This is a genomic window from Pseudoduganella lurida, from assembly GCF_007830455.1.
Lineage (GTDB): Bacteria > Pseudomonadota > Gammaproteobacteria > Burkholderiales > Burkholderiaceae_D > Rugamonas > Rugamonas lurida.
This window is the reverse complement of the sequence record NZ_VLLB01000001.1, coordinates 1,011,866-1,032,128: the sequence shown is the minus strand read 5'-3', so window position 1 is coordinate 1,032,128 and position 20,263 is coordinate 1,011,866. Positions and strand designations below refer to the sequence as shown.

The 20,263-nt window shown below is 68.5% G+C and carries 16 protein-coding genes; 4 read left to right on the top strand and 12 right to left on the bottom strand.

The window, feature by feature from the left end; genetic code table 11:
• Positions 1 to 65 precede the first annotated feature (65 nt).
• Positions 66 to 869 carry a ThuA domain-containing protein gene (locus tag IP91_RS04425; protein WP_145647532.1) on the top strand — a complete coding sequence of 268 codons (804 nt, stop codon included), beginning with the start codon at positions 66 to 68 and terminating at the stop codon, positions 867 to 869.
• 12 nt (positions 870 to 881) lie between these two features.
• Here the strand turns inward: IP91_RS04425 and IP91_RS04420 are convergent, their stop codons facing one another.
• Positions 882 to 1,316, bottom strand: coding sequence for a DoxX family protein (locus IP91_RS04420; protein ID WP_229473860.1), 435 nt, complete (start codon positions 1,314 to 1,316; stop codon positions 882 to 884).
• Positions 1,317 to 1,493: 177 nt separating this feature from the next.
• On the opposite strand from IP91_RS04420, the gene IP91_RS04415 reads away from it, so the two are divergent.
• The gene (locus IP91_RS04415) at positions 1,494 to 2,507 is read left to right on the top strand and encodes a LacI family DNA-binding transcriptional regulator (protein ID WP_145647531.1); all 1,014 of its coding nucleotides are present in this window, start codon (positions 1,494 to 1,496) and stop codon (positions 2,505 to 2,507) included.
• Here the strand turns inward: IP91_RS04415 and IP91_RS04410 are convergent, their stop codons facing one another.
• From IP91_RS04410 to IP91_RS04390, 5 genes are all read right to left on the bottom strand, one after another.
• On the bottom strand, positions 2,508 to 3,590 hold the full coding sequence (locus IP91_RS04410; RefSeq protein WP_145647530.1) for an alpha/beta fold hydrolase: 1,083 nt from the start codon (positions 3,588 to 3,590) through the stop codon (positions 2,508 to 2,510).
• Positions 3,591 to 3,639: 49 nt separating this feature from the next.
• Positions 3,640 to 4,134, bottom strand: a complete 495-nt coding sequence (locus IP91_RS04405; protein WP_145647529.1) for a tetratricopeptide repeat protein — start codon at positions 4,132 to 4,134, stop codon at positions 3,640 to 3,642.
• Positions 4,135 to 4,230: 96 nt separating this feature from the next.
• Positions 4,231 to 5,805 carry a carboxylesterase/lipase family protein gene (locus IP91_RS04400; protein ID WP_145647528.1) on the bottom strand — a complete coding sequence of 525 codons (1,575 nt, stop codon included), beginning with the start codon at positions 5,803 to 5,805 and terminating at the stop codon, positions 4,231 to 4,233.
• Positions 5,806 to 5,820: 15 nt separating this feature from the next.
• Positions 5,821 to 6,618, bottom strand: a complete 798-nt coding sequence (locus IP91_RS04395; RefSeq protein ID WP_145647527.1) for a hypothetical protein — start codon at positions 6,616 to 6,618, stop codon at positions 5,821 to 5,823.
• A gap of 294 nt (positions 6,619 to 6,912) precedes the next feature.
• Positions 6,913 to 9,852, bottom strand: a complete 2,940-nt coding sequence (locus IP91_RS04390) for a TonB-dependent receptor (RefSeq protein WP_158643078.1) — start codon at positions 9,850 to 9,852, stop codon at positions 6,913 to 6,915.
• A gap of 251 nt (positions 9,853 to 10,103) precedes the next feature.
• Here IP91_RS04390 and IP91_RS04385 point away from each other — a divergent pair, with 251 nt between their 5' ends.
• Entirely contained in the window at positions 10,104 to 12,083 is a 1,980-nt protein-coding gene (locus IP91_RS04385; protein ID WP_158643077.1) for a heparinase II/III domain-containing protein, read from the top strand.
• Positions 12,084 to 12,107: 24 nt separating this feature from the next.
• Here the strand turns inward: IP91_RS04385 and IP91_RS04380 are convergent, their stop codons facing one another.
• The 6 genes from IP91_RS04380 to cydD all read right to left on the bottom strand — a co-directional run bounded on the left by IP91_RS04380 (position 12,108) and on the right by cydD (position 19,354).
• Complete coding sequence (locus tag IP91_RS04380) at positions 12,108 to 12,857, bottom strand: ABC transporter ATP-binding protein (RefSeq protein WP_145647524.1); 750 nt, start codon at positions 12,855 to 12,857, stop codon at positions 12,108 to 12,110.
• A 71-nt stretch (positions 12,858 to 12,928) separates the two neighbouring features.
• Positions 12,929 to 13,093, bottom strand: a complete 165-nt coding sequence (gene cydX, locus IP91_RS04375) for a cytochrome bd-I oxidase subunit CydX (protein WP_145647523.1) — start codon at positions 13,091 to 13,093, stop codon at positions 12,929 to 12,931.
• 35 nt (positions 13,094 to 13,128) lie between these two features.
• A complete protein-coding gene (gene cydB, locus IP91_RS04370) occupies positions 13,129 to 14,286 on the bottom strand; it encodes a cytochrome d ubiquinol oxidase subunit II (RefSeq protein WP_145647522.1) in 1,158 nt (385 codons plus the stop codon).
• A 7-nt stretch (positions 14,287 to 14,293) separates the two neighbouring features.
• Positions 14,294 to 15,904: a cytochrome ubiquinol oxidase subunit I gene (locus tag IP91_RS04365; protein ID WP_145647521.1), complete on the bottom strand. Its 1,611-nt coding sequence runs from the start codon at positions 15,902 to 15,904 to the stop codon at positions 14,294 to 14,296.
• A gap of 31 nt (positions 15,905 to 15,935) precedes the next feature.
• Positions 15,936 to 17,609: an amino acid ABC transporter ATP-binding/permease protein gene (locus IP91_RS04360; RefSeq protein WP_145647520.1), complete on the bottom strand. Its 1,674-nt coding sequence runs from the start codon at positions 17,607 to 17,609 to the stop codon at positions 15,936 to 15,938.
• Entirely contained in the window at positions 17,606 to 19,354 is a 1,749-nt protein-coding gene (gene cydD, locus IP91_RS04355) for a thiol reductant ABC exporter subunit CydD (RefSeq protein WP_145647519.1), read from the bottom strand. Before cydD ends, IP91_RS04360 begins: the two co-directional genes overlap by 4 nt.
• 278 nt (positions 19,355 to 19,632) lie before the next feature.
• Here cydD and IP91_RS04350 point away from each other — a divergent pair, with 278 nt between their 5' ends.
• Positions 19,633 to 20,208 carry a GbsR/MarR family transcriptional regulator gene (locus IP91_RS04350; RefSeq protein WP_229473857.1) on the top strand — a complete coding sequence of 192 codons (576 nt, stop codon included), beginning with the start codon at positions 19,633 to 19,635 and terminating at the stop codon, positions 20,206 to 20,208.
• Positions 20,209 to 20,263: the final 55 nt, after the last annotated feature.

Genomic DNA, 20,263 nt, shown 5'->3' with positions numbered 1-20,263 from the left:
GAATTGATGCAACGGCACCGTGCAATGGGCCTAGAATCTGGCATCGCCGCTACCGGAAGACCGCCATGCCGAAATTTGCCTTGCCCGCCATCGCGCTGTCGCTCGCCGCCTGCTCCCCCGCACATGCCGAGGCAAACCGTCCCCTCAAGGTACTGATCGTCAGCGGTGGCTGCTGCCACGACTACGCGCAGCAACGCCAGTTGCTGGAAGAGGGCCTCAAGGCGCGCATGGCCGTGCAGGTGAGCCACGTGTATTACGACCCGAAGCCCGGCGAGCAGGCCACGCGGCCGGCACTGCCGATCTACGGCAATCCGAAGTATGCGGACGGCTACGATGTCGTCATCCACGACGAATGCGCCGCCGATGAAGACAGCGCGGCGGCAGTCGATGCCGTGCTGGCGCCGCACCGCGCGGGCATTCCCGCCGTGAACCTGCACTGCGCCATGCACTCCTACCGTTCCGGCGACTGGAAGCGGCCCGTCGCGGCGGGGGCGGCGAATGCGCGCTGGTTCGAGTTCACCGGCATCCAGTCCAGCGGCCACGGCCCGCAATCGCCGATCCGGCTGTCCCTTGCACCCGGTTCGCATCCCGTGGCGGCCGGCTTCGTCCCGTACACCACGGGCGCCGATGAGCTCTACAACAATCTGACCACCTTCGATGTGACGCCGGTGCTGCTGGGCGTGCAGCCCGCAGCGAAGGATGCCGCGGATCGAGGCAAGACCTACATGGTCGCCTGGACCCATTACTACGGTCCGCAGCGCGTGCGCGTGTTCAGCACCACGCTGGCGCACAACGGTGCGGAGATGGCCGATCCCCGCTATCTCGACCTGGTGGCGCGCGGCGTGCAGTGGGCTGCCGGGAGGCTGTAACCGACGGACCTGTCAGGCCTTGCGCCTTGGCAGCCAGGTGCACCACACGATCAGCCACAGCAGCGCCGCCTGGATCGGCAGCCGCAGCCACAGTGCCCACAGCGGCACGGGGAAGCGTTGGGGTTCCTGCAGCATGTAGATGTGTGCCGGCGTGACGGCAAGCGTCAGCAGGAACAGGCCGATCCCGGCGTAGCGCCGGGTGGCCGGCAGCAGGATGCCGAAGGCGCCCAGCAGCTCGAACACGCCGCTGATGATCACGGCTTGCACGGCCCACGGAATGTAGGGCGGCACGATGGACGCTTCCGTCTCCGTGGCCACGAAGTGCGCGATCCCGCCGATGAAGAACCACAGGAACACGAAGGCGATGCCGGCGCACTGGCCGGTGCTGTAGCGGCGCTGCTGCCAGGCGTGGCGGAGGCGGGAAAATGGCATGGTGTCGGGTCGCATGATGAAGTCCGGCCCACTGTAGCGTACCGCGTGGCGAACCCGACGCCCGGTTGGCCGGGCCGGATGCGTGACATGCTACGATAGGCGACCCCAGCGCCCCCGAAGGAGCATCGCGGCAGGCACGGGCGGCAGCGGCGAGACGGCCGTCGTGCCGGCCCGCGGCAGCCGCAGGACAGCATGACGAAGCGGAACACGATAACGGAAGTGGCGAAGATCGCCGGCGTGTCGGTGATCACGGCATCGCGGGCCATCCGCGGGGTCGGCTATGTGGCCCAGGCCACGCGCGATCGGGTGCTGCAGGCCGCGGCCCAACTGAACTACACGCCGGACCTGCTGGCGCAGCGCATGCGCGGCAGCAGCTCGATGCTGATCGGCGTGTTCATCCACGGCTTCGGTTCGTCCGTCGTCCATGAACTCATCACCAGCATCAACCGCTCGGCGCGCAAGCTGGGCTACGACCTGCTGGCCTTCAATGCGGAACACTTCGATGCACCGGGGCGCGCCAGCACGAGCGAGATGCTGCGCAAGCTGTGCGACGGCCTGGTGCTGGTACTGCCGAACGGCAGCGACACCATCCTCGACAAGCTGGCACGGGCAAAATCGCCCTGCGTGCTGGTGAATTTTTCCGCGCGCGAGGTCGACCTGCCCGTGATCATCGGCGCGAACCGGGCCGGCGCGCGCATCGCCATCGAACACCTGATCGGCCTGGGCCACACACGCATCGCCTTCATCGGCGGCACGCCGCACACGGGCCAGAGCGCCGACCGGCAGCGGGGCTACGAGGATGCGCTGCGCGCGGCCGGCATCCCCGTCGACCCGGCCTGGCTGAAGGAGGGCGACTTCATGCACCCCAGCGGCTATCGCGCCGCCCGCGAACTGTTCGCGCTGCCGCAGCGGCCCACCGCCATCTTCGCGGCGAACGACGACATGGCCTTCGGCGTGCTCGATGCGGCCGGCGAACATGGCATCGCCGTGCCGGCCGACCTGTCCGTCATCGGCTTCGACGACGTGGAAGCGGCCAACTACGTGTTTCCCCGCCTGACCACGCTGCGCCAGCCGCTGGAGGAAATCGGCAGCCGCGCCGTGAAGGAACTGGTCGCCATCATCGACGGCGGGCCGGCGCTGCCCGCGCGCGTGGAACTGCCGGCGCAGTTCATCGTGCGGGATTCGACGGCGGCGGCGCCGCGTTGATCACCGCGCCAGCGGCCGCACGAATTCGAGCAGGCTGACGAGCGTCTTGCCGGGCTCCTCCCATGGCACCATGTGCGCCGAATGCTCGAACCAGACGATGCGTTTCGATGGCGCCTCCACCTGCGCCATCCAGCGCACGGTCGGCGCGGTTGGCGTGGTGTAGTCGTGCCGGCCAAGGAACATCACCACCGGGATCGGAAAGCGTTTCACCGTCGAAAAATCGACCGCCAGGAATTCGGGCAGCACGCGGCCCAGCGTCAGCAGGCTGCCCTTGTCGAGATCGTCGACCTGCGCCGGCGTGTACTCGGGCGAGAGCAGCGGGCCCTGGAAGTAGTAGCCCGATTCACTGCGGAAGGCGCTCAGGCCGCCGTAGTGCTGCGGCCACTTGCGCGCGATGATGATGCGCTCGCGGGTAATGGGCTGGTCGCCCGGATACGGCGCGATCGAGCGCAGCTCCTGCAGCGCTTCGGCATTGTTGTCGCGCTGCGCCTGGGCCATGGCGTACTCGAAGCCGATGCGTTCGTTTTCGCGGATGTCGAGCACCTGGCCGATGCCGACATAGGCAAAGAACAGGTCCGGCCGCTTCAGTGCCGCGCGCAGGCCGATGATGGTGCCCCAGCTGTGGCCCATGAGGATCAGCTTGCGCTTGCCGTAGCGCGCCGTCAGGTGCTCGGCCACTTCGATGGCGTCGTCCACATAGCGCTCAATGCGGATCGTGCCGGCCACCGTCTGCGGGTCGGTCTCGCCATAGCTCTTGCCGGCGCCGCGCTGGTCCCAGTTGGCGACCGTGAAGTACTCCTCGATCGGCCGCTGGAACTGCCATTGCGTGGGCGTGACGGGCGAGGCAGGGCCGCCGTGCACAAACAGGATCATGGGATTGGCGCGGTCCTGGCCGCGCACGTTGAGCCACTGGTCGATGCCGCCGATGCGCGTCTTGTACGAGTCCTGCACACCGCCCGGTGCGGTGATGCGGCCCAGGTCCCCGATGATGGCGCGGGCCTTGGCGTAGGGATCACTGGCTTCCTGCGCCGACGTGCCCGTGCAGGCAAGCAGGGCGGCGAGAAGGATCGGAAGATGTTTCATGCGCTTGTTCGCAGGCTGCATGGTTGGACGGCGGTGTCCTGGCCGTGCTTCAGGTGGCGGGAGCTGCTACCGGCCCGATCTCCCTGCGCAGTTCCGCGGCGCGTGCTGCGGCCGCGGCCCGCTCGCTGTCGCCGAGCCCCTTGCGCACTTCATCGGCGGTGCGCAGGTACATCGCCACCTTGGCTCGCGGGATGAACCACTCGTCGGCATTTTTCGGGATGGTCTCGGCTGCGATGGTGTACCACGCGCTGGCCTGCACCATGTCGATCGGAACGCCCTGGCCGAACCGGTACATGATGCCCAGGCTGTACATCGAACCGTAGTTGCCGCGCCGGGCGGCGCGCCCGAACCAGTCCATCGCCGCGGTGTAATCCTGCGGCACACCGCGGCCCATTGCGTACAGGGCGCCGACGTTATGCATCGCTTCGGTGTCGCCCTTCTGCGCATCGGCCAGCTCGGTTGCAAAGTCGGCGGCGCCGGCGGAAGCGCAACACAGTGCCAGCGCAAAGCCGGCAGCGCGCCAGAAACGGGTAAGGTGGGACATGCGATGGTTCCGTTCAGGGATGTCGCCCAAGCATATCACCTGGCCAGCCCTGCAAAATTCACGAAAAGTCACGCGTGGCCATGGCGTGCGGCCCGTTCACGTCCCCGGCTGCACATACGGCACCTTCGCGAAGATCCTGCGCTCGGCGCCGCGCGGGTCGTCCTCCAGCCGTGGCGGCACGTCGAAGATCATCGTCTGGCGGCGCGCCAGGTCGTACGGCTCCCAGCGCGGGATGAACCTGCTGGCCGGGTTGCCGCTGCGGGCGAACGCAATGAACGCCTCGCTCATCATGTCGGCCATCGCCTGCGCCTGCGGGCCGATGGCGGTGGCGCCCGGCCTGGCGATATTGTCGAACACCAGCTGGATGTCGGATGCATGCGGTGCGCCGAACCTGCCGCCGTCCTTCGGCGTCGCCCAGTCCAGCTGGTAGACGAAGGCCGGGCTGCCCGATTTCGCGCGTTCTTCCGCCTCGATGATCGCGCCGCGCCAGGAGCGCGAGGCGGTGGTGATGCTGAACAGCAGATCGCTTGCCGACAGTGCTGGATACAGCTTGCGGTAGGCCGCGATCACCGCCTCCGGCTGGATGTCCACGCGCATATTGGCCGCCAGCCGTGCCGGCAGGTCGGCCCAGTCCAGCGTGAAATTGCGCGGATCGCCGCCGAGGAAGGCGCGCGTTTCGTCGTGCGTGTTCCCGATCATCATCGGGATGCGCGCCGACTGGGCCGGCGCATCCGGATAGAACGGGTGGCGCGGCAGGTTGCGCTCGTCCAGCACCGGCGCGAACGACACGCCACCGAATGGCAGCACGGGGTCGCGCGTGTTCAGCACCTCGAGGATGCGCTGGAAAGGCAGGGTGCGGAGTTCGTCGACGCGCGACGCCGGCAGCTGCAATGCATCGAGGATCGCCTGCGCGCGCAGGGCGCCGTTCAGCGGGCCGCTGCCGGTCACCTGCTGGCCGCTCATCGTGGCGGCGCGGTGGAACAGGCCGGCCGCGGCGGGCATCGCCATCAGCGTGGCGATCTTGGCGCCGCCGCCGGACTGGCCGAACACCGTCACGTTGCCGGCATCGCCGCCGAATTCGGCAATATTGTCGCGCACCCATTGCAGCGCGAGGATCAGGTCGAGCTGGCCCGCATTGCCCGAGTCCGCGAACTGCGCGCCGCCATGGCGCGCCAGATACAGATAGCCGAAGGCATTGAGGCGGTGGTTGACGGTGACCACCACCACGTCGCCGCGCCGGCACAGCCGCACGCCGTCGTACAGCGGGCTGGAACCGGAGCCGTTGTTGTAGGCGCCACCGTGGATGTAGACCATGACGGGACGCTTCGCCCTGTCGCGCAGGCCGGGCGTGTACACGTTCAGGAACAGGCAGTCCTCGCTGGTAGCGCCTTCGCCTTTCGACTGAGGCGCCGAGGCGCCGTGCTCCAGGGCGTCCCTCACGCCGCGCCAGGGTTCGGGTGGCAGCGGCGCCATGAAACGGCGCGGCGCTGTGTCCGCGCCATAGCGCACCCCCTTGAAGACGTTGATGCCGTTGTCCCGGTAGCCGCGCACCTGGCCGTGGCGGGTGGCGGCAACGGGTGACGGCGCTTCTGCGGCGCCGGCATTCACGGCCAGGCCGGAGGCGAGGGCGAGCGAGTGTTTCAGGAAGAGGCGGCGGGTCGGTGCGGTCATGGGCGGCAGGGCGGCTTACTGCAGGTTGGGGAGGGCGGCGGCAAAGCGGTCGCAATCGGCCGCCTCGATCTTCTTCGACATCGGGATGCCCAGCTCGTTTGCCTGCCACTTCTGGAGCGCGGTCTGTTCTTCCGTTGCCAGCGCGTGCATGTCCGCACCGCCAGTCAGCAGCAGCATCGCACCCTTGTCCAGCGCGGCCTTGCGTGGCGCCTCCCATTGCGCGATCGCGCCCTGGTACCTGCCGGCACCGGCCGCGAAGCGGCTCGCGCAGCCAGCCATCACGCCGCGCAGCAGATCGCGCCGGACCATCGTGTGCAGGGCGGCGCTGTCGTCGGCCGCCAGGGGTTTGGGTGCTGGTGCTGATGTCGGTGCTGGTGCTGGTGCTGGTGGGGCAGCCGGCTTCGGCGGCGCTGCCAGTACGGCATCGACCTTCCGGTAGAACGTGGCCACGTCGGTGCGGTAGATCGAGGCATCGCCGACCTGCTTGCCGCTCCGGAAAATCACCTGGGTCGGGACGCCATACAACTTGATCAGGTCGCCGAAATCGGGGATCGCGGCCCAGGGCGAATGCTGCACGCGGGCGAAGGCGAGCTTGCGGTTGCCGGGCGCTGCGGCCGCCGCGTCGAAGCGCTTGTCGGCGCCGATGCAGTAGCCGCACTTCGGATCGGGTGAGGTGATCTGCACGATCGCATCGGGATTGCGGGCGATGAAGGCGGCGACCTCGGTCGGCTTCAGTTCCTTGACGGGGGCGGCGAGGGCGGCGGTGGACAGCAAGAGGACCGCCAGCGGCGGCAGGCATGCGGTGGGATTCACACGGTCTCCTGGTGGATGGTGGCGAGAGTGTAACTTAAAGGACAACGGTTCAAGCCGGTGCGGACCGACTGGAGGAAGCGGTGCGCGGTAAAGCGACCGGGTAAAAGCCGGAGACCAGCGTGCCGCGGGCGGTGGTCGAAGGACGGGACTCCGGTTCGCGAAGCGCCGGGGGCAGGCACCGCTGGCCCGGCCGCGGACCGGGGCCGCGGGAGCCGATTGCGGAGCCAGCCCCCGGCGTGCCGGCACCGGGGGCATCGACCGCCCGCAACCGCGGCGGATCCCGGTGCGCGGGCATCAGAAGAACGTATAGCGCAGCGTGGCCTGGAAGGTGCGGCCGTCGTAGTCGGCGCGGCGCAGCTTGGCCATCGAGCCTTCGTACTCTTCGCGGAAGCTGTCGGTCAGGTTGAAGCCGTCGACGGCCACCGACAGGTTCTCCGTGATCTTGTACGAGGCCGACAGGTCGAACTGGCCGCGCGCCTTGACGGAGCGGGCTTCGCCGGAGAACGTGCCGCCGCTCGGCAGGTTGTAGTCGTCGCGCCAGTTGTACACGCCGCGCACGCCCCACGCCGGGGTTTCGTAGTACAGGATCAGGTTGGCGGAACGGGGCGAGACATTGTTCAGGAACGCCTGCGTGCCGTCCGGTGCCTTGCCCTTGATGCGCGTGTACGAGTAGTTGAACACGCCGCCCATGCCGTTGAACGGCGCCGGCAGGAAGTCGAACGCCTGCTGCACCGTCAGTTCCGCACCCTCGGCGATGAGGTCGTTCGGCGAGTTCACCGCGCCGCTGACATTGATCGTGTACTTGCCGTTCAGGCCTGCGCCGGCCGGCGCGGCGAGGTCGCTGACGCAGCGGTCGCCCACCACGCTCCACGAACCCAGCCCGAGCCCGTAGCCGTCGGCCGGGCACAGCGCCGCGTTGCGGTTCTCCGCCACGATCATGCCGTGGATATTCTTGCGGTACAGCGCCAGGCCGACCAGGCCGTTCGGGCGGTTGTAGTACTCCAGCGCCAGGTCCTGCGACTTCGACGTGTACGGCGCAATGTCCGTGCGGCCCAGGCTGACCGTGTAGCCGCCGTTGGCGACATCCTGGGTGATCGACGTGGTGAGCGGCGAGATGTCGCGGCCGTTCGGGCGGATGAAGGTCTTGTAGTTCCCGTAGCGGAGCACCAGCTTGTCCGTCAGGTCCGCCGCCAGCAGCATCGACGGCAGGTTGTTCTTGTAGGTCGTCTCGCGCGTGCCCGTCCTGAAGGTCGCCGTGGCGCCGGTGCCCACGCGGTCCATCGAGACCACCGTCTGCTTCGTTTCCTCGTGGCGGATGCCCACGTGGCCGCGCACCTTCACGCCGGCCACCTTGCCATCGAGCTTGGCCATCAGGTACAGCGCCTTGATCTCGTCGTCCTTGCTGAAGTTGTTGCTGGTGAAGCCGCCATCGGACGGATCGTTGACCCAGCCGCTGGCCGTGCGCAGTCCGCTGCCGGTCAGCGTGGGCTGCAGCGTGCCGGCCACCTTGTCGTAGTCGACCGTCTGCCAGTTCTGCAGGTAGTTGCCGGCATTGCCGCCGAAGTAGTCGCCGGAGAAGGCGCTCGGCACGACGAAGCTGCCATTGATCTGGCTGTAGTCGAAGCCGGCCGCGCTGGAGCGGTACGTCTGCGAGTTGTACTCGTTCCGGTTGTACTGCAGGCCGCCCTGCACGGATTCCAGCCAGGGCAGGTCGAGGAAGCGTTCGGTGTCGAGGCGCAGGCCCTTCACCGTGTTGTCCGCGTAGTTGTCGGTGCCGGCCACGATGAACACGTCGCCGTTCGTGTTGGTGACGGTCGGCGCGTTGCCGGCGCCGCCCCAGGTCCAGGGGCCGGTGGTCTGCGCCGCGCCCAGCGCCGGCGACGCCTGGTTGAACGCCAGCAGATAGTTTTCCAGCCCGCCGGACAGGCCCACGCTGCCCGTGATGCCGTTGCCCGCGCCGCCCGTGGTGGCCAGCGATTTCGCCGTGTTGCGCACGTCGACCTGCGCCTGGTAGCCGTAGTTGGTCGCCTTCGACAGGATGCCGTTCGCCTCCACGCGCCAGTCGTCGTTCTGGAACGTGCCGCGCAGGTTCAGGCCATCGGCCTTCTGCTTGAACGGTTCCTTGCGCATCGAGCCGTACACGCGCGGGTTGGTGAAGGTGTAGTCGGAGACGTAGTAGCGGCCATCCGTGTGCTGGTAGGGCGCGCCCGTCGGGTTGATGATCGTGTTCGCATCGCGCAGGTCGATGTCGAGCAGGTCCAGCGACGTGTTCTTCATGCTCCGGTCGGTGAAGAAGTAGTGGCCGCCGATCTTCAGTTCGGGCGAGAGCCTGTACTCGGCGCCGAACGCGCCGGAAACGAGCCGGCCATCGTTGACGCGCGCGGCCTGGCGGATATCGGTCGGCGCGGTCACCCCGACGTTCGAGAGCCTGCCCGTGCCGCCTGGCGCGGCCACGCACGGTGCCGCCTTGCCGGTGCAGTCGGCCGCGTAATAATCGGCGAAGCGGGACAGGAAGTCCGGCGTGGTGACGGGACTCAGCTGCGTGAACTGGTTGACGTACAGCGAGTCGCGGCGGAATTCTTCCTTCTTGGCGGCCAGGTTGGCGAACACGCCCAGCCGGCCGTCCAGGAATTTACTGGCGAAGTTGAACGAGGTCTTCGGCGTGGTGTAGCTGCCCAGCGTGTTGTGTTCGGCCGCCACCTTGACGGACAAGCCTTCCTTGCGCGACAGGGCCGGCGCGATGACCATGTCGATATTGCCGGCGATGCCGCCGCTCTGTTCCGCCGCGGAGACGGATTTCACCACCGTGAAGGAACTGAAGATGTCGGAATCGAAGGCGCCCATCGGCGCCGCGCCACCCAGCACGGGGGCGGCGAAGTCCATGCCGTTCATCGTGATCTTGGCGAAGGCGCTGGGCAGGCCGCGCAGGTTGATCGACGCGCTGCGGCCGTCTTCCTCGCGGTTCACCTGGATGCCGGGAATGCGCTGCAGTGCTTCGCCCACGTTCAGGTCCGGGAAACGGTCCATGCCTTCGGCCGAGATGCTGTCGCTCACGCCGATCGCCTGGCGCTTCATCACCAGCGCGTCCGTATAGCTCTTCTTGTAGCCGGTGACGACCACCGTGCTGGGCGTGGCGTCCGCCGGCGCCTCCTGCCCGAAGGCCGGCAGTGACAACGTTACCATATTGACGGACGTGAAAAGGACGGCAAAGCCGGTATGGGTCCTGATGCTCATTGATTGTCTCCGGTGATAGGCTGAGCCCTTTTTATGGTGTGCGGGAAGACCGATACCTCCCGCCAATCCAGTAAAAGGCAGGCGGCAGCTGCCCGTCAATATCGGCATGGCAGCAACCGCCACCGGCGGCCAGATAATCATGTTTGTGATTGGCAGCGAGCCGGGCTATGACATAAACGCAACGGCCCGGCATGGTAACGTTGGCACCCACGGCGCGCCGACAGCGCCGGAACCATAAGACAGGAGGAGACATGAACCGACGGGAGGTACTGGGCGGCGGCCTCGGGTTGCTGGCCGCGATCAACGTGCCGGGGTCCCATGCGCTGGCCGCGCAGGCGTTGCCACCACGGGATGGGGTCGTGCCGAAGCGCTACCTGCGCACGGTGCTCGACGAAGCCTTCCTGGCGCGGCATCTGCAGCCGGCGAATGCATGGCATCCCTATCCGAAGGCGGCCGACCGCGACGGCTGGCGCGACGTGCCGGCAGACGTCGTTGCGCAGCTCACCACGCGCGCCGACGGCTGGCTGGGCCAGGACTGGCCGCAGTTGCCCGCCAGCCTGTTCCTCGAGTTCCGCGAGAACGGCAACCGCACCCGCTACGAACAGCGCTACTTCGAACGGCGCAACCGGCTCGCGGGCCTGGTGCTGGCCGAGTGCCTGCAGGGCCAGGGCCGCTACCTGCACGCCATCGCGGACGGCGTGTGGCACATCTGCGAGGAAGGTTTCTGGGGCCTGCCGGCGCACAGCGGCATGCAGCGCAGCGGGGTCGGCCTGCCGGATGTGACGGAGCCGGTGATCGACCTGTTCGCGGCCGAAACGGGCGTCACGCTCGCCCATGTCCACTACCTGCTCGGGGCGGAACTGGCCGGCGTGTCGCCGCTGCTGCCGGCCCGGATCGCGGGCGAAGTGAAGCGCCGCATCCTCGATCCCGGCTGGCAGCGCGACGATTTCAAATGGATGGGACTTGGCGCACGCAAGGAGCCGCTGAACAACTGGACATCGTGGATCGCGTCGAGCTGGCTGGAAGCGAACCTGCTGCTGGAGCCCGATCCGGCGCGCCGCATCGGGGCGACATTGAAGATCTGCGGTTGCCTGGACCGCTTCCTGGAGGACTATTCGGCCGATGGCGCCTGCGAGGAGGGCCCCGGCTACTGGGCGCTGTCCGCCGGGCCGTACCTGGACTGCCTGGCCGCACTCGAATCGGCCACCGGTGGCGCCCTGAAGCTGGCCGGCGATCCGTTCGTGCGGCGCATGGGCCGCTACGTGCTGGACGTGCACGTGGCGGACGACTGGTTCGTCAACTACGGCGATGCGCATGCCAGGGTGCGCCACTCGCCGCAGCTGCTGTACCGCTTCGGCCGCGCCACGGGCGACCGCGAGATGATGGCGTTCGGTGCCTGCCGCGCACCGGCGAGCGGTTTCGAAGCGAGCAGCCAGGGCCGCCTGGCGCGCGACATCCCCGACCTGCTGAACGTGGCGGCGCTGCGCGGCCAGGCCAGGGCCGATGCGCTGGTCCGCTCGTCGTGGTACCCGGCGCTCGGGCTGGTCACGGCGCGGCAGCAGGCCGGTTCGAAAGCCGGCTTCTACCTGGCCGCACAGACGGCATCGAACGCGCGCAGCCACGGCCACCACGATTCCGGCAGCTTCATCGTCTTCCACGACGGTGCGCCCGTGTTCATCGATCCCGGTGTGGAGGCGTACACGGCAAGGACCTTCGGGCCCGAGCGGTACAGCATCTGGACGATGCAGTCCGGTTACCACAACCTGCCGCTGGTGGACGGCACGATGCAGGCGGGCGGCGCGACGAACCGCGCCAGCCGCGTCAAGGTCGACGATGGCGCGACTGTCACGATGATGTCGATGGACCTGGCGACGGCTTATGGGCCGGAGGCCGGCGTCACGCGCTGGGACCGCACGCTTGCGCTCCGGCGGGACCGGGGCGTCGTGACGCTGCAGGAGGTCTTCCAGCTGCAGCGGAGCGTTCCGGTGGCGCTGGTGTTCATGACGCCGCGGCTGCCGGAACCTGCCGGCAGCGGGCGCCTGAAGCTGTCGCTGGCCGGCAGCGCGCCCGTGCACCTGAACTTCGACGCGGGCACCGCGCGTGCCGGGATCGAACGGCTGCCGCTCGCCGACGCGGGACTGCGGCGGGAATGGGGAGAAGCGCTGTATCGGGTGACGCTGGCGTCCTTGCAGCCGATGGCGCAAGGGGAACTGGCAATCACGATCAGCTGACCGGGCTCGGCGCCGGCGCGGATGTCAGGCCGTCGGCGCCAGGTCGTCGTGGAACTCGGCGAGCAGCCGGTCATGCAGCGCACCGAAGGCCGGATCGCCGCGACGGCGCGGGTGGGCCAAGTCGACGGACTGGATGCGCCGCACGCTCCGGTCCAGCACCACCACGCGCTGCGCCAGCAGTACGGCTTCCTCGATGTCGTGCGTGACGATGACGACGGTGAGCCCTTCGTCGCGCCACAGCCCCAGCAGCTCCTGCTGCAGCCGGCCGCGCGTGATCGCATCGAGGGCGCTGAACGGCTCGTCCAGCAGCAGCACGGGCGGGCGGTTCACCAGGGCGCGGGCGATCGCCACGCGCTGCGCCATGCCGCCGGAGATCGCCTTCGGATAGGCGTCGACATGGTCGGCCAGTCCCAGCCGGGCCAGCCGTTCCAGTACCCGCGCGTGCTTCTCGGCGGCGGGGAGCGGCAGCTCGGCCAGCGGCAGCATCACGTTCCCGGCCACCGTCAGCCAGGGGAACAGCCGGTGATCCTGGAAGACCACGCCGCGGCGGAGGTCGGTGCCGGTGATCGGTACGCCGTCATGCAGCAGCCGGCCTTCGTGCTCGCGGTCGAGGCCGGCCAGCAGGCGCAGCAGGGTCGACTTGCCGCAGCCGCTGCGGCCGACGATGGCGACGAACTCGCCGTCGCCGATCTCCAGGTCGATGTCCTTCAGGACCTGGCGCCGCTGCGCGCCACTGCCGTAGGTCTTGTTCAGGTGCTGGATGGACAGGCTCATGGCGCTCCTTTTCGACGGCCCGCTGCCGGATGCCGCGGGCCGTCGATCTTAGCACCAGCCGAACGGCCGTGTCAGCGGCGGTTGATGAAACCTTCGTCCGCGGCGCGGCGGCCTTCCGGCGGCAGGCCGGCAGCCCGCTGGCGCTTTGCATCGTCCATCAGTTCGAACCACATCGCGTTCATCACCGCGAACGCGGCGGCCAGGGGCAGGCCGAGAAGCCAGGCGAAATACCACATGATCGTATCCTTTTCAGTCGTTTAAAAAAGCGTGGTCAATAAGCATGAGCCTTGCCATCGCTGATCTCGGCCGGGTTCACCTTGCCCCACAGGACCTTGTAGACCCACGTGGTGTAGGCCAGGATCATCGGCAGGAAGATGCAGGTGCCCACCAGCATGATGAACAGCGTGAGGTGGCTGGACGAGGAATCCCACACGGTCAGGCTGGCCCCCGGCTGGATCGAGGACGGCAGGATGAAGGGGAACATCGAGGCACCCACGCTCAGCACGATGCCGGCGATCGCCAGGCCGGAAAAGACCATCGTGGCGCCTTCCCAGCGCCGCGCCAGGCCCAGCATCGCCAGCAGCGCGCCGAGGAAGCCGAGGGCGGGTGCGGCGATCGTCCACGGATGGGCCGCGTAGTTGGCGAACCACGCGCCGCCGGCATGCGCCTGCACGGTCTTGAACAGGGGGTTCGAGGCACCGGTGGTGATCACTTCGCTGGTGACGCGGTAGCCGTCGATGAAGCTCCACAGGATCACGCCGGCCACCAGGTACAGCACGATCGTCGTCAGCGCCGCGCCGATGCCGATGGTGCGGGCACGGGCCGCCACGGCGCCGTCGCTTTTCAGCACCAGCCAGCCCGCGCCATGCATCACCAGCATGGCCACGGAGACCAGGCCGCACAGCAGCGCGAACGGGTTGAGGAGGCCGAAGAAGCCGCCCTCGTAGAAGATCTGCATGTCCGGCGTGAGGCGGAACGGCACGCCCTGCAGCACATTGCCCATGGCGACGCCGAACACCAGCGCCGGCACGAAGCCGCCCACGAACAGGGCCCAGTCCCAGGCCGCGCGCCACTGCACGTGATCGCGCTTGCTGCGGTACTTGAAGCCGACCGGCCGCAGGATCAGCGCCAGCAGGATGGCCGCCATGGCCAGGTAGAAGCCGGAGAACGACACGGCGTACAGCTGCGGCCAGGCGGCGAAGATGGCGCCGCCGCCCAGCACCAGCCACACCTGGTTGCCTTCCCAGACTGGGCCGACGGTGTTGATGACGACACGGCGTTCCAGGTCGGTCCTGCCGACGAACGGCAGCAGGATGCCGGTGCCCAGGTCGAAGCCATCCGTGACGGCGAAGGCGACCAGCAGCACGCCCAGCAGGATCCACCAGATGAACCGGAGGACATCGTAATCGAGCATGGTATGAAGAATCATGGTGGTATTACTCCGTAGTGATCATGGGGGCCGTGCGCAGCGCCGGGGTGGCGCCGATCAGCGGGCTGGCGGCACCTTGCGGCGACGCGGCTTCGTCTTCCGGGCCCTTGCGGATGGCTTTGAGCATCAGCTTCATCTCGACGATGATGAGGATCGTGTACAGCACCACGAAGCCGATCAGCGTCGTGAGCACCGTCTGGATCCCGAGGTTGGAGACGGCGACGGCGGTGGGCAGCACGCCTTCGATGGCCCACGGCTGCCGGCCCAGTTCCGCGACGATCCAGCCCGCTTCGGCGGCGATCCATGGCAGCGGGATCGACAGCACGGCCACCGTCAGCAGCCACGGATAGGCATCCAGTTTGCGGCGCGCGGACAGGATGAAGAACGTGGCCGTCAGCACGATGAAGTACAGGCCCAGGCCGACCATCACGCGGAAGGACCAGAACAGCGGCGCCACCTGCGGCACGGTGTCGCCGGCGGCCTGCGCGATCTGCGCATCGGTGGCGCGGCGCGGATCGTCCACGTAGCGCTTCAGCAGCAGCGCATAACCGAGCTTGTCGCTGTGTTCCTCGAAGCGGGCGCGCAGGTCGTTCGGCACCGGGCCCTTGCCGCCCAGTGCGCGGATCTGCTCCAGCGCGTCGTACGACAGCAGGCCCTGGCGGATGCGCACGTCCGCCAGCTCCACCAGTTCATGGATGCCGGGGATCTGGCCATCGAGCGAGCGCGTGCCGATCAGGCCCATCACGAACGGGATGTGGATCGCGTAGTGCGTTTCACGCGCCGCCTGGTCCGGAATGCCGAACGCGGTGAACTGGGCCGGTGCCGGTTCCGTGTGCCACATGGCTTCGATGGCGGCCAGCTTCATCTTCTGGTGTTCGCTCGACAGGTAGCCGCTCTCGTCCCCCAGCACGACGACGGACAGCGAGGCAGCGAGGCCGAACGAGGCGGCCACGGTCAGCGAGCGCTTGGCCAGCTCCGTGTGGCGGCCCTTGCGCAGGTACCAGGCCGAGACGCCCAGCACGAACAGCGCAGCGACGACGTAGCCGGCCGAGACGGTGTGCACGAACTTGGCCTGCGCGACCGGGTTGGTCAGCACGGCGTAGAAGTCGTCGACTTCCATGCGCATCGTCTGCGGATTGAGCGAGGCGCCGACCGGGTTCTGCATCCAGCCGTTGGCGATCAGGATCCACAGCGCGGAGAAGTTGGTGCCGAGCGCCACCAGCCACGTCACCACGCAGTGCGCCACTTTCGACAGGCGGTCCCACCCGAAGAAGAACAGGCCCACGAAGGTGGCTTCGAGGAAGAACGCCATCAGGCCTTCCAGGGCCAGCGGCGCGCCGAACACGTCGCCCACGTAATGGCTGTAGTAGCTCCAGTTCATCCCGAACTGGAATTCCATCACGAGGCCGGTGGAGACGCCGATGGCGAAGTTAATCCCGAACAGCACGCCCCAGAACTTGGTCATCTGGCGCCAGATCGTGCGGCCGGTCATCACGTACACCGTCTCCATGATGGCCAGCAGCATCGACAGGCCCAGGGTGAGCGGGACGAACAGGAAGTGGTACAGCGCCGTGAGGGCGAACTGCAGTCGGGAGAGCCCGACAACGTCGAGATCCATGATGAATCCTTTCTGGTTTTAACGATGGGGGTTAGTCATGCCGCAGCGCCTGCAGCGCCGTGGCGAATTCGGGGGAGCCGCGGCGCACGTCGGCCACGATGCGGCCCGCATGCAGCACCAGCAGGCGATCGGCCATGGCAGCCTCGCGGCGCAGGTGCGTGGCCAGCAGCACGGTGCGCGGTCCGGCGTGGCGTGCCAGCCGTGCCATCACGTCGGCCGCGGTGGCACCATCCAGTGCTTCGGTCGGCTCATCCAGCAGCCAGAAGTCGGTACGGCGCAGCAGCAGGCGGGCCAGGGCCAGCCGGCGCGACTGGCCGCCGGACAGTCCCAGGCCGCCTTCGCCCAGCGGCGTGTCCAGGCCCTGGGCGAAGCCGCGGACGTCGCCGTCCAGGCCTGCCGCGTGCAGTGCATTCCACAGCTGCTCGTCATCGGCGTGCGGATCGGCCAGGCGCAGGTTGTCGCGCAGGCTGTCCTGGAACAGCTCCGTGCGCTGCGTCAGCCAGGTGCAGGGGCGGGCCTGCACGAAGCCGGCTCCCTGGCGCAGCTCGCCCGCGGCCAGGGCCAGCAGGGTGGATTTGCCGGCGCCGCTGTGACCGACGACGGCCACCTTCTCGCCGGCGGCGATGCGCAGGCTGACGCCATGCAGGGCGGCCGCTGCGCGACCGTCGTGCTGCACGGTGACGCCTTCCAGATGCAGCGCATCGACGGTGGCGCGCAGGATGTCCGGCACGGCTGCCGGCTCGCGCAGGCGCGGCGCGACACGGCGGGCGGCCAGCCAGCTGCGGCCCGCTTCGATGGCGCCACGGCGCAGCGCGGCAAACGGTTCCAGCGCAGCCAGGGCGATCAGCAGCGCCAGGGCAGCAGCCGGTACTTCCACTCTATTCTGTTGGGCGAGGCTGCCGACTGCCAGCAGCATGCCGGCGACCGTGGCGTGGCCCGCCACGGCGTAGGCCCAGCCGGCGCGCGTGTCGAGGCGGTGCAGGGCATCGTCGGCACTGGCCAGCTTCGCATCGTGCCGCTCCAGCAGCGCGCAGTGGGCGGACAGGCGGCCCGCCATCGCCAGGTCCGTCTGGCCCGCGACGAGGTCGATGGCACCGGCCCGCAGGCGTTCCAGCGCGCGGGCACGGCGCAGGGCGAGCGGCCGGGCACGACGCGTCACGATGGCCGCGGTACCCCAGCCCGCCAGCACCAGCCAGAAGAAGACGGCCGTGCCGAGGCGCCAGTCGATCCCGCCCAGCACGGCCGCCGCCAGCAGCGCGGCGCCGCAAGCGGCGACTGCCGGCACCAGCAGGCGCAGGTAGACCGATTCGAGCGCATCGATGTCGTTCGTCAGGCGGAACAGCAGGCGGGAGGGGCGCTTGATCAGCGCACGGGCGGCCAGCGGTGCGGCCCAGCCGCGGAACAGCCGTTCGCGCAATGCCGCCAGCACGGCCAGCGTTGCATCGTGCGTGACCACGCGCTCGGCGTAGCGGCCGAAGGTGCGGCCCAGCGCCAGCAGGCGGATCGCGGCGCTGGGCAGGAACACGTTGAACACGGTTGCCGCACCGGCCAGGCCGGCCAGCGCCGTCGCCGTGATGAACCAGCCGGAGGTGCCCAGGAGTGCCATCCCGGCCAGCACCACCAGCGCGGCCAGGAAAGCGCCCAGCAGCAGGCGGCGGCCGCTGGTGCGGACGAACAGTGCCAGGATGGTGATGATGTCGTTCATGCTGCTGCCTCCAAGGCACGTGATGGGCCGAGATGGATGACGCGCCCGATGCGCGCTGCCAGTGCAAGGTCGTGCGTGGCGACGACCAGCGTGCGGCCGCGCGCCAGGTCGAGCAGCGCGTCGACGACACCGGCGGCCGTGTCGCGGTCCAGGTGGGCGGTGGGCTCGTCGACCAGCAGCAGGCCGGCATGCGGTGCGACGGCGGCACGGGCGAGTGCGAGGCGCACCAGCTCGCCGCCGGACAATCCCGTGCCGCCTTCGCCCAGGCTGTCCGACGGCGTGGCGTGCTGCACGTGACCGAGTCCGGCGCGCCTGACTGCGGCGCTGACGGCTTCCGTCGAGATGCCGGGCCGCTGCAGCGAGACATTGGCGCGCACGGTGCCGGCGAAGACGTGCGGCTTCTGGCCGATCCAGGCCATGCGGTGGCGCAGGCCGGCGGCGCTGGCGTCATCGAGCGCCGTGCCGTCGATGCGGATCGCGCCGCCGGTGGCCGGGACCAGTCCCGCGATGAGGGACAGCAGCGTGGTCTTGCCGGCGCCGCTGGCACCGACCAGGGCCACGTGCTCGCCCGGCTTGATCTTCAGCGAGAAATCTTTGAACAGCGGCGTTTCGCCAGCGTGCGCGAAATGCAGCCCATCGATGTCGATGGACGGTGCGCCAGCTGGCGGGTCGATGTCATGGCGCCAGGAAGGCGTGTCGCCCGCTATCGCGACTCCGCTCCACAGAGTGTCCCGGTGCCAGGCACCAGGAAACGAGCTCGACAGACCTGGCAGCGGCAGTGCTGCACCGTGCAGCGCATCGAGGGCAGAAAGAGCAGCAAGCGCAGCCTCGCCGGACGCCTTGTCGTGCCAGACGGACGCCAGCTCGCGCAGCGGTTCGAAGAAGGCGGGGGCCAGCAGCAGGATGAACAGGCCCTGTTCGAGCGTCAGGCGCGCGCCCCAGGCACCCGGTCCGAGCTGGCCGAGCAGGTGGAAGCCCACGTACACGGCCACCAGCGCCACGCCCAGTGCCGAGAACAGTTCCAGCGCGGTGGAGGACAAGAAGGCGATGCGCAGCACGCGCATGGTGCTGTGGCGGACCGCTTCGGCCGTGGCGCGCAGCCGCAGCGCGGTGGCGTCGACGGCATCGAGCGAGCGCAGCGTGGACAGGCCGCGCAGCCGGTCCAGCAGGAAGCCGCTCATGCCGCCGAGGACCTGCAGCTGCGTCTCGCTGGCGGCCCTGGCACGCCAGCCGATGACGGCCATGAAGACGGGGATCAGCGGCGCCGCGCCGACGAGAATCAGTGCGGCCAGCCAGGAATACGACCCGACGGCAAGCGCGATCACGGGCGGTACGAGCATGACCTTCCAGCGCGCCGGCTGGTAGCGCACCAGCCAGGGCAGCACGGCCTCGGCCTGCTCGGCCAGCGTGCTGGCGGCCCGGCCCGATGGCAGGCGGTTGCGGTCCAATGGCGAACGGCTGGCGAGGGCGCGGGCGGCGTCGGCGCGCAAGGTGGCCAGATGCTGGCGGGATGCGGCGAACAGGCGGCGCGCACCCCACGCCTCGGTACTGGCGCGGGCCACGCCCAGCAGCAGGAAGGCGAGGGCGGGAAGCAGCATGTCGGCCAGGCCGCCACCCTGCGCCAGCTTCTGCACCGCATGCGCCAGCATTGCCGCCTGGGGGATCCACAGCAGGGACGCGGCGGCGATCACCAGCGTGCCGGTGCGGGTGGCAGCGGACTGCCGGGCGGGCGTGATGCGTTTCACGGTCGTGCTCCCGAAGTGCGGGGAGACGGTGCGGCGGTGTGGTGCGATTGCATGATGACTATCTGCGGCGATGCCGGAACATGCTCCTCCGCCACCCGCGCAACCCTCTTTCGTAGTTATCGAACGTTCTGAGATTTCAGAAAACACTGAAATTATGCGCCTAAATTTAATTGCTGTCAGGAAGCCCGAGCGCGGCGGTCGGGAATTGGCAGGGTCGCAAGAGATGGCGGATTGGCAGGGTGAAAACGCCCATGAGATAATCGAACTTCCAAAAACCTGTGAAAGTTCGCATCGTGACGCCGCTCGTACAAACCTTTGTCAGCCACTTCGGCGAGATGGGCAGCCGCTGGGGCGTCAACCGCACCGTGGGCCAGATCTACGCGCTGCTGTTCGTCACCGAGCGCTCGCTGCATGCGGACGATATCGGCGAGAAGCTGGGCATCTCCCGCTCTAACGTCAGCTTCGGGCTGAAGGAACTCCAGGCCTGGGGCCTGGTGCGGCTGACCCGTGTGCCCGGCGACCGGCGCGAGTATTTTTCCTCGCTGGGCGATGTGTGGGAGATCTTCCGGGTGGTGGCGGCCGAACGGCGCCGGCGCGAGATCGCGCCCACCCTGTCCGTGCTGCGCGAATCGATGCTGGTCAAGCCGGGCGCGCCGGACGATGCGTTTGCCCAGGAGCGCATGCGCGAGATGTACGAGCTGGTGGACCTGGCCAACAACTGGTTCGACGACCTGCAGCGCCTGTCGCCGGAATCGCTGGCGCAGCTGATGCGGATGGGGAACAAGGTGCAGAAGCTGTTATCGGCCAAGGACCGCCTGCTGGGCGGCGCGAAGGCCAAGGAGCCTGACGCCTAGCGCGACAATTTCGTAAGCGGCCTGGCAAAGATCGCAATGCCGCGGCGGGCGGGAT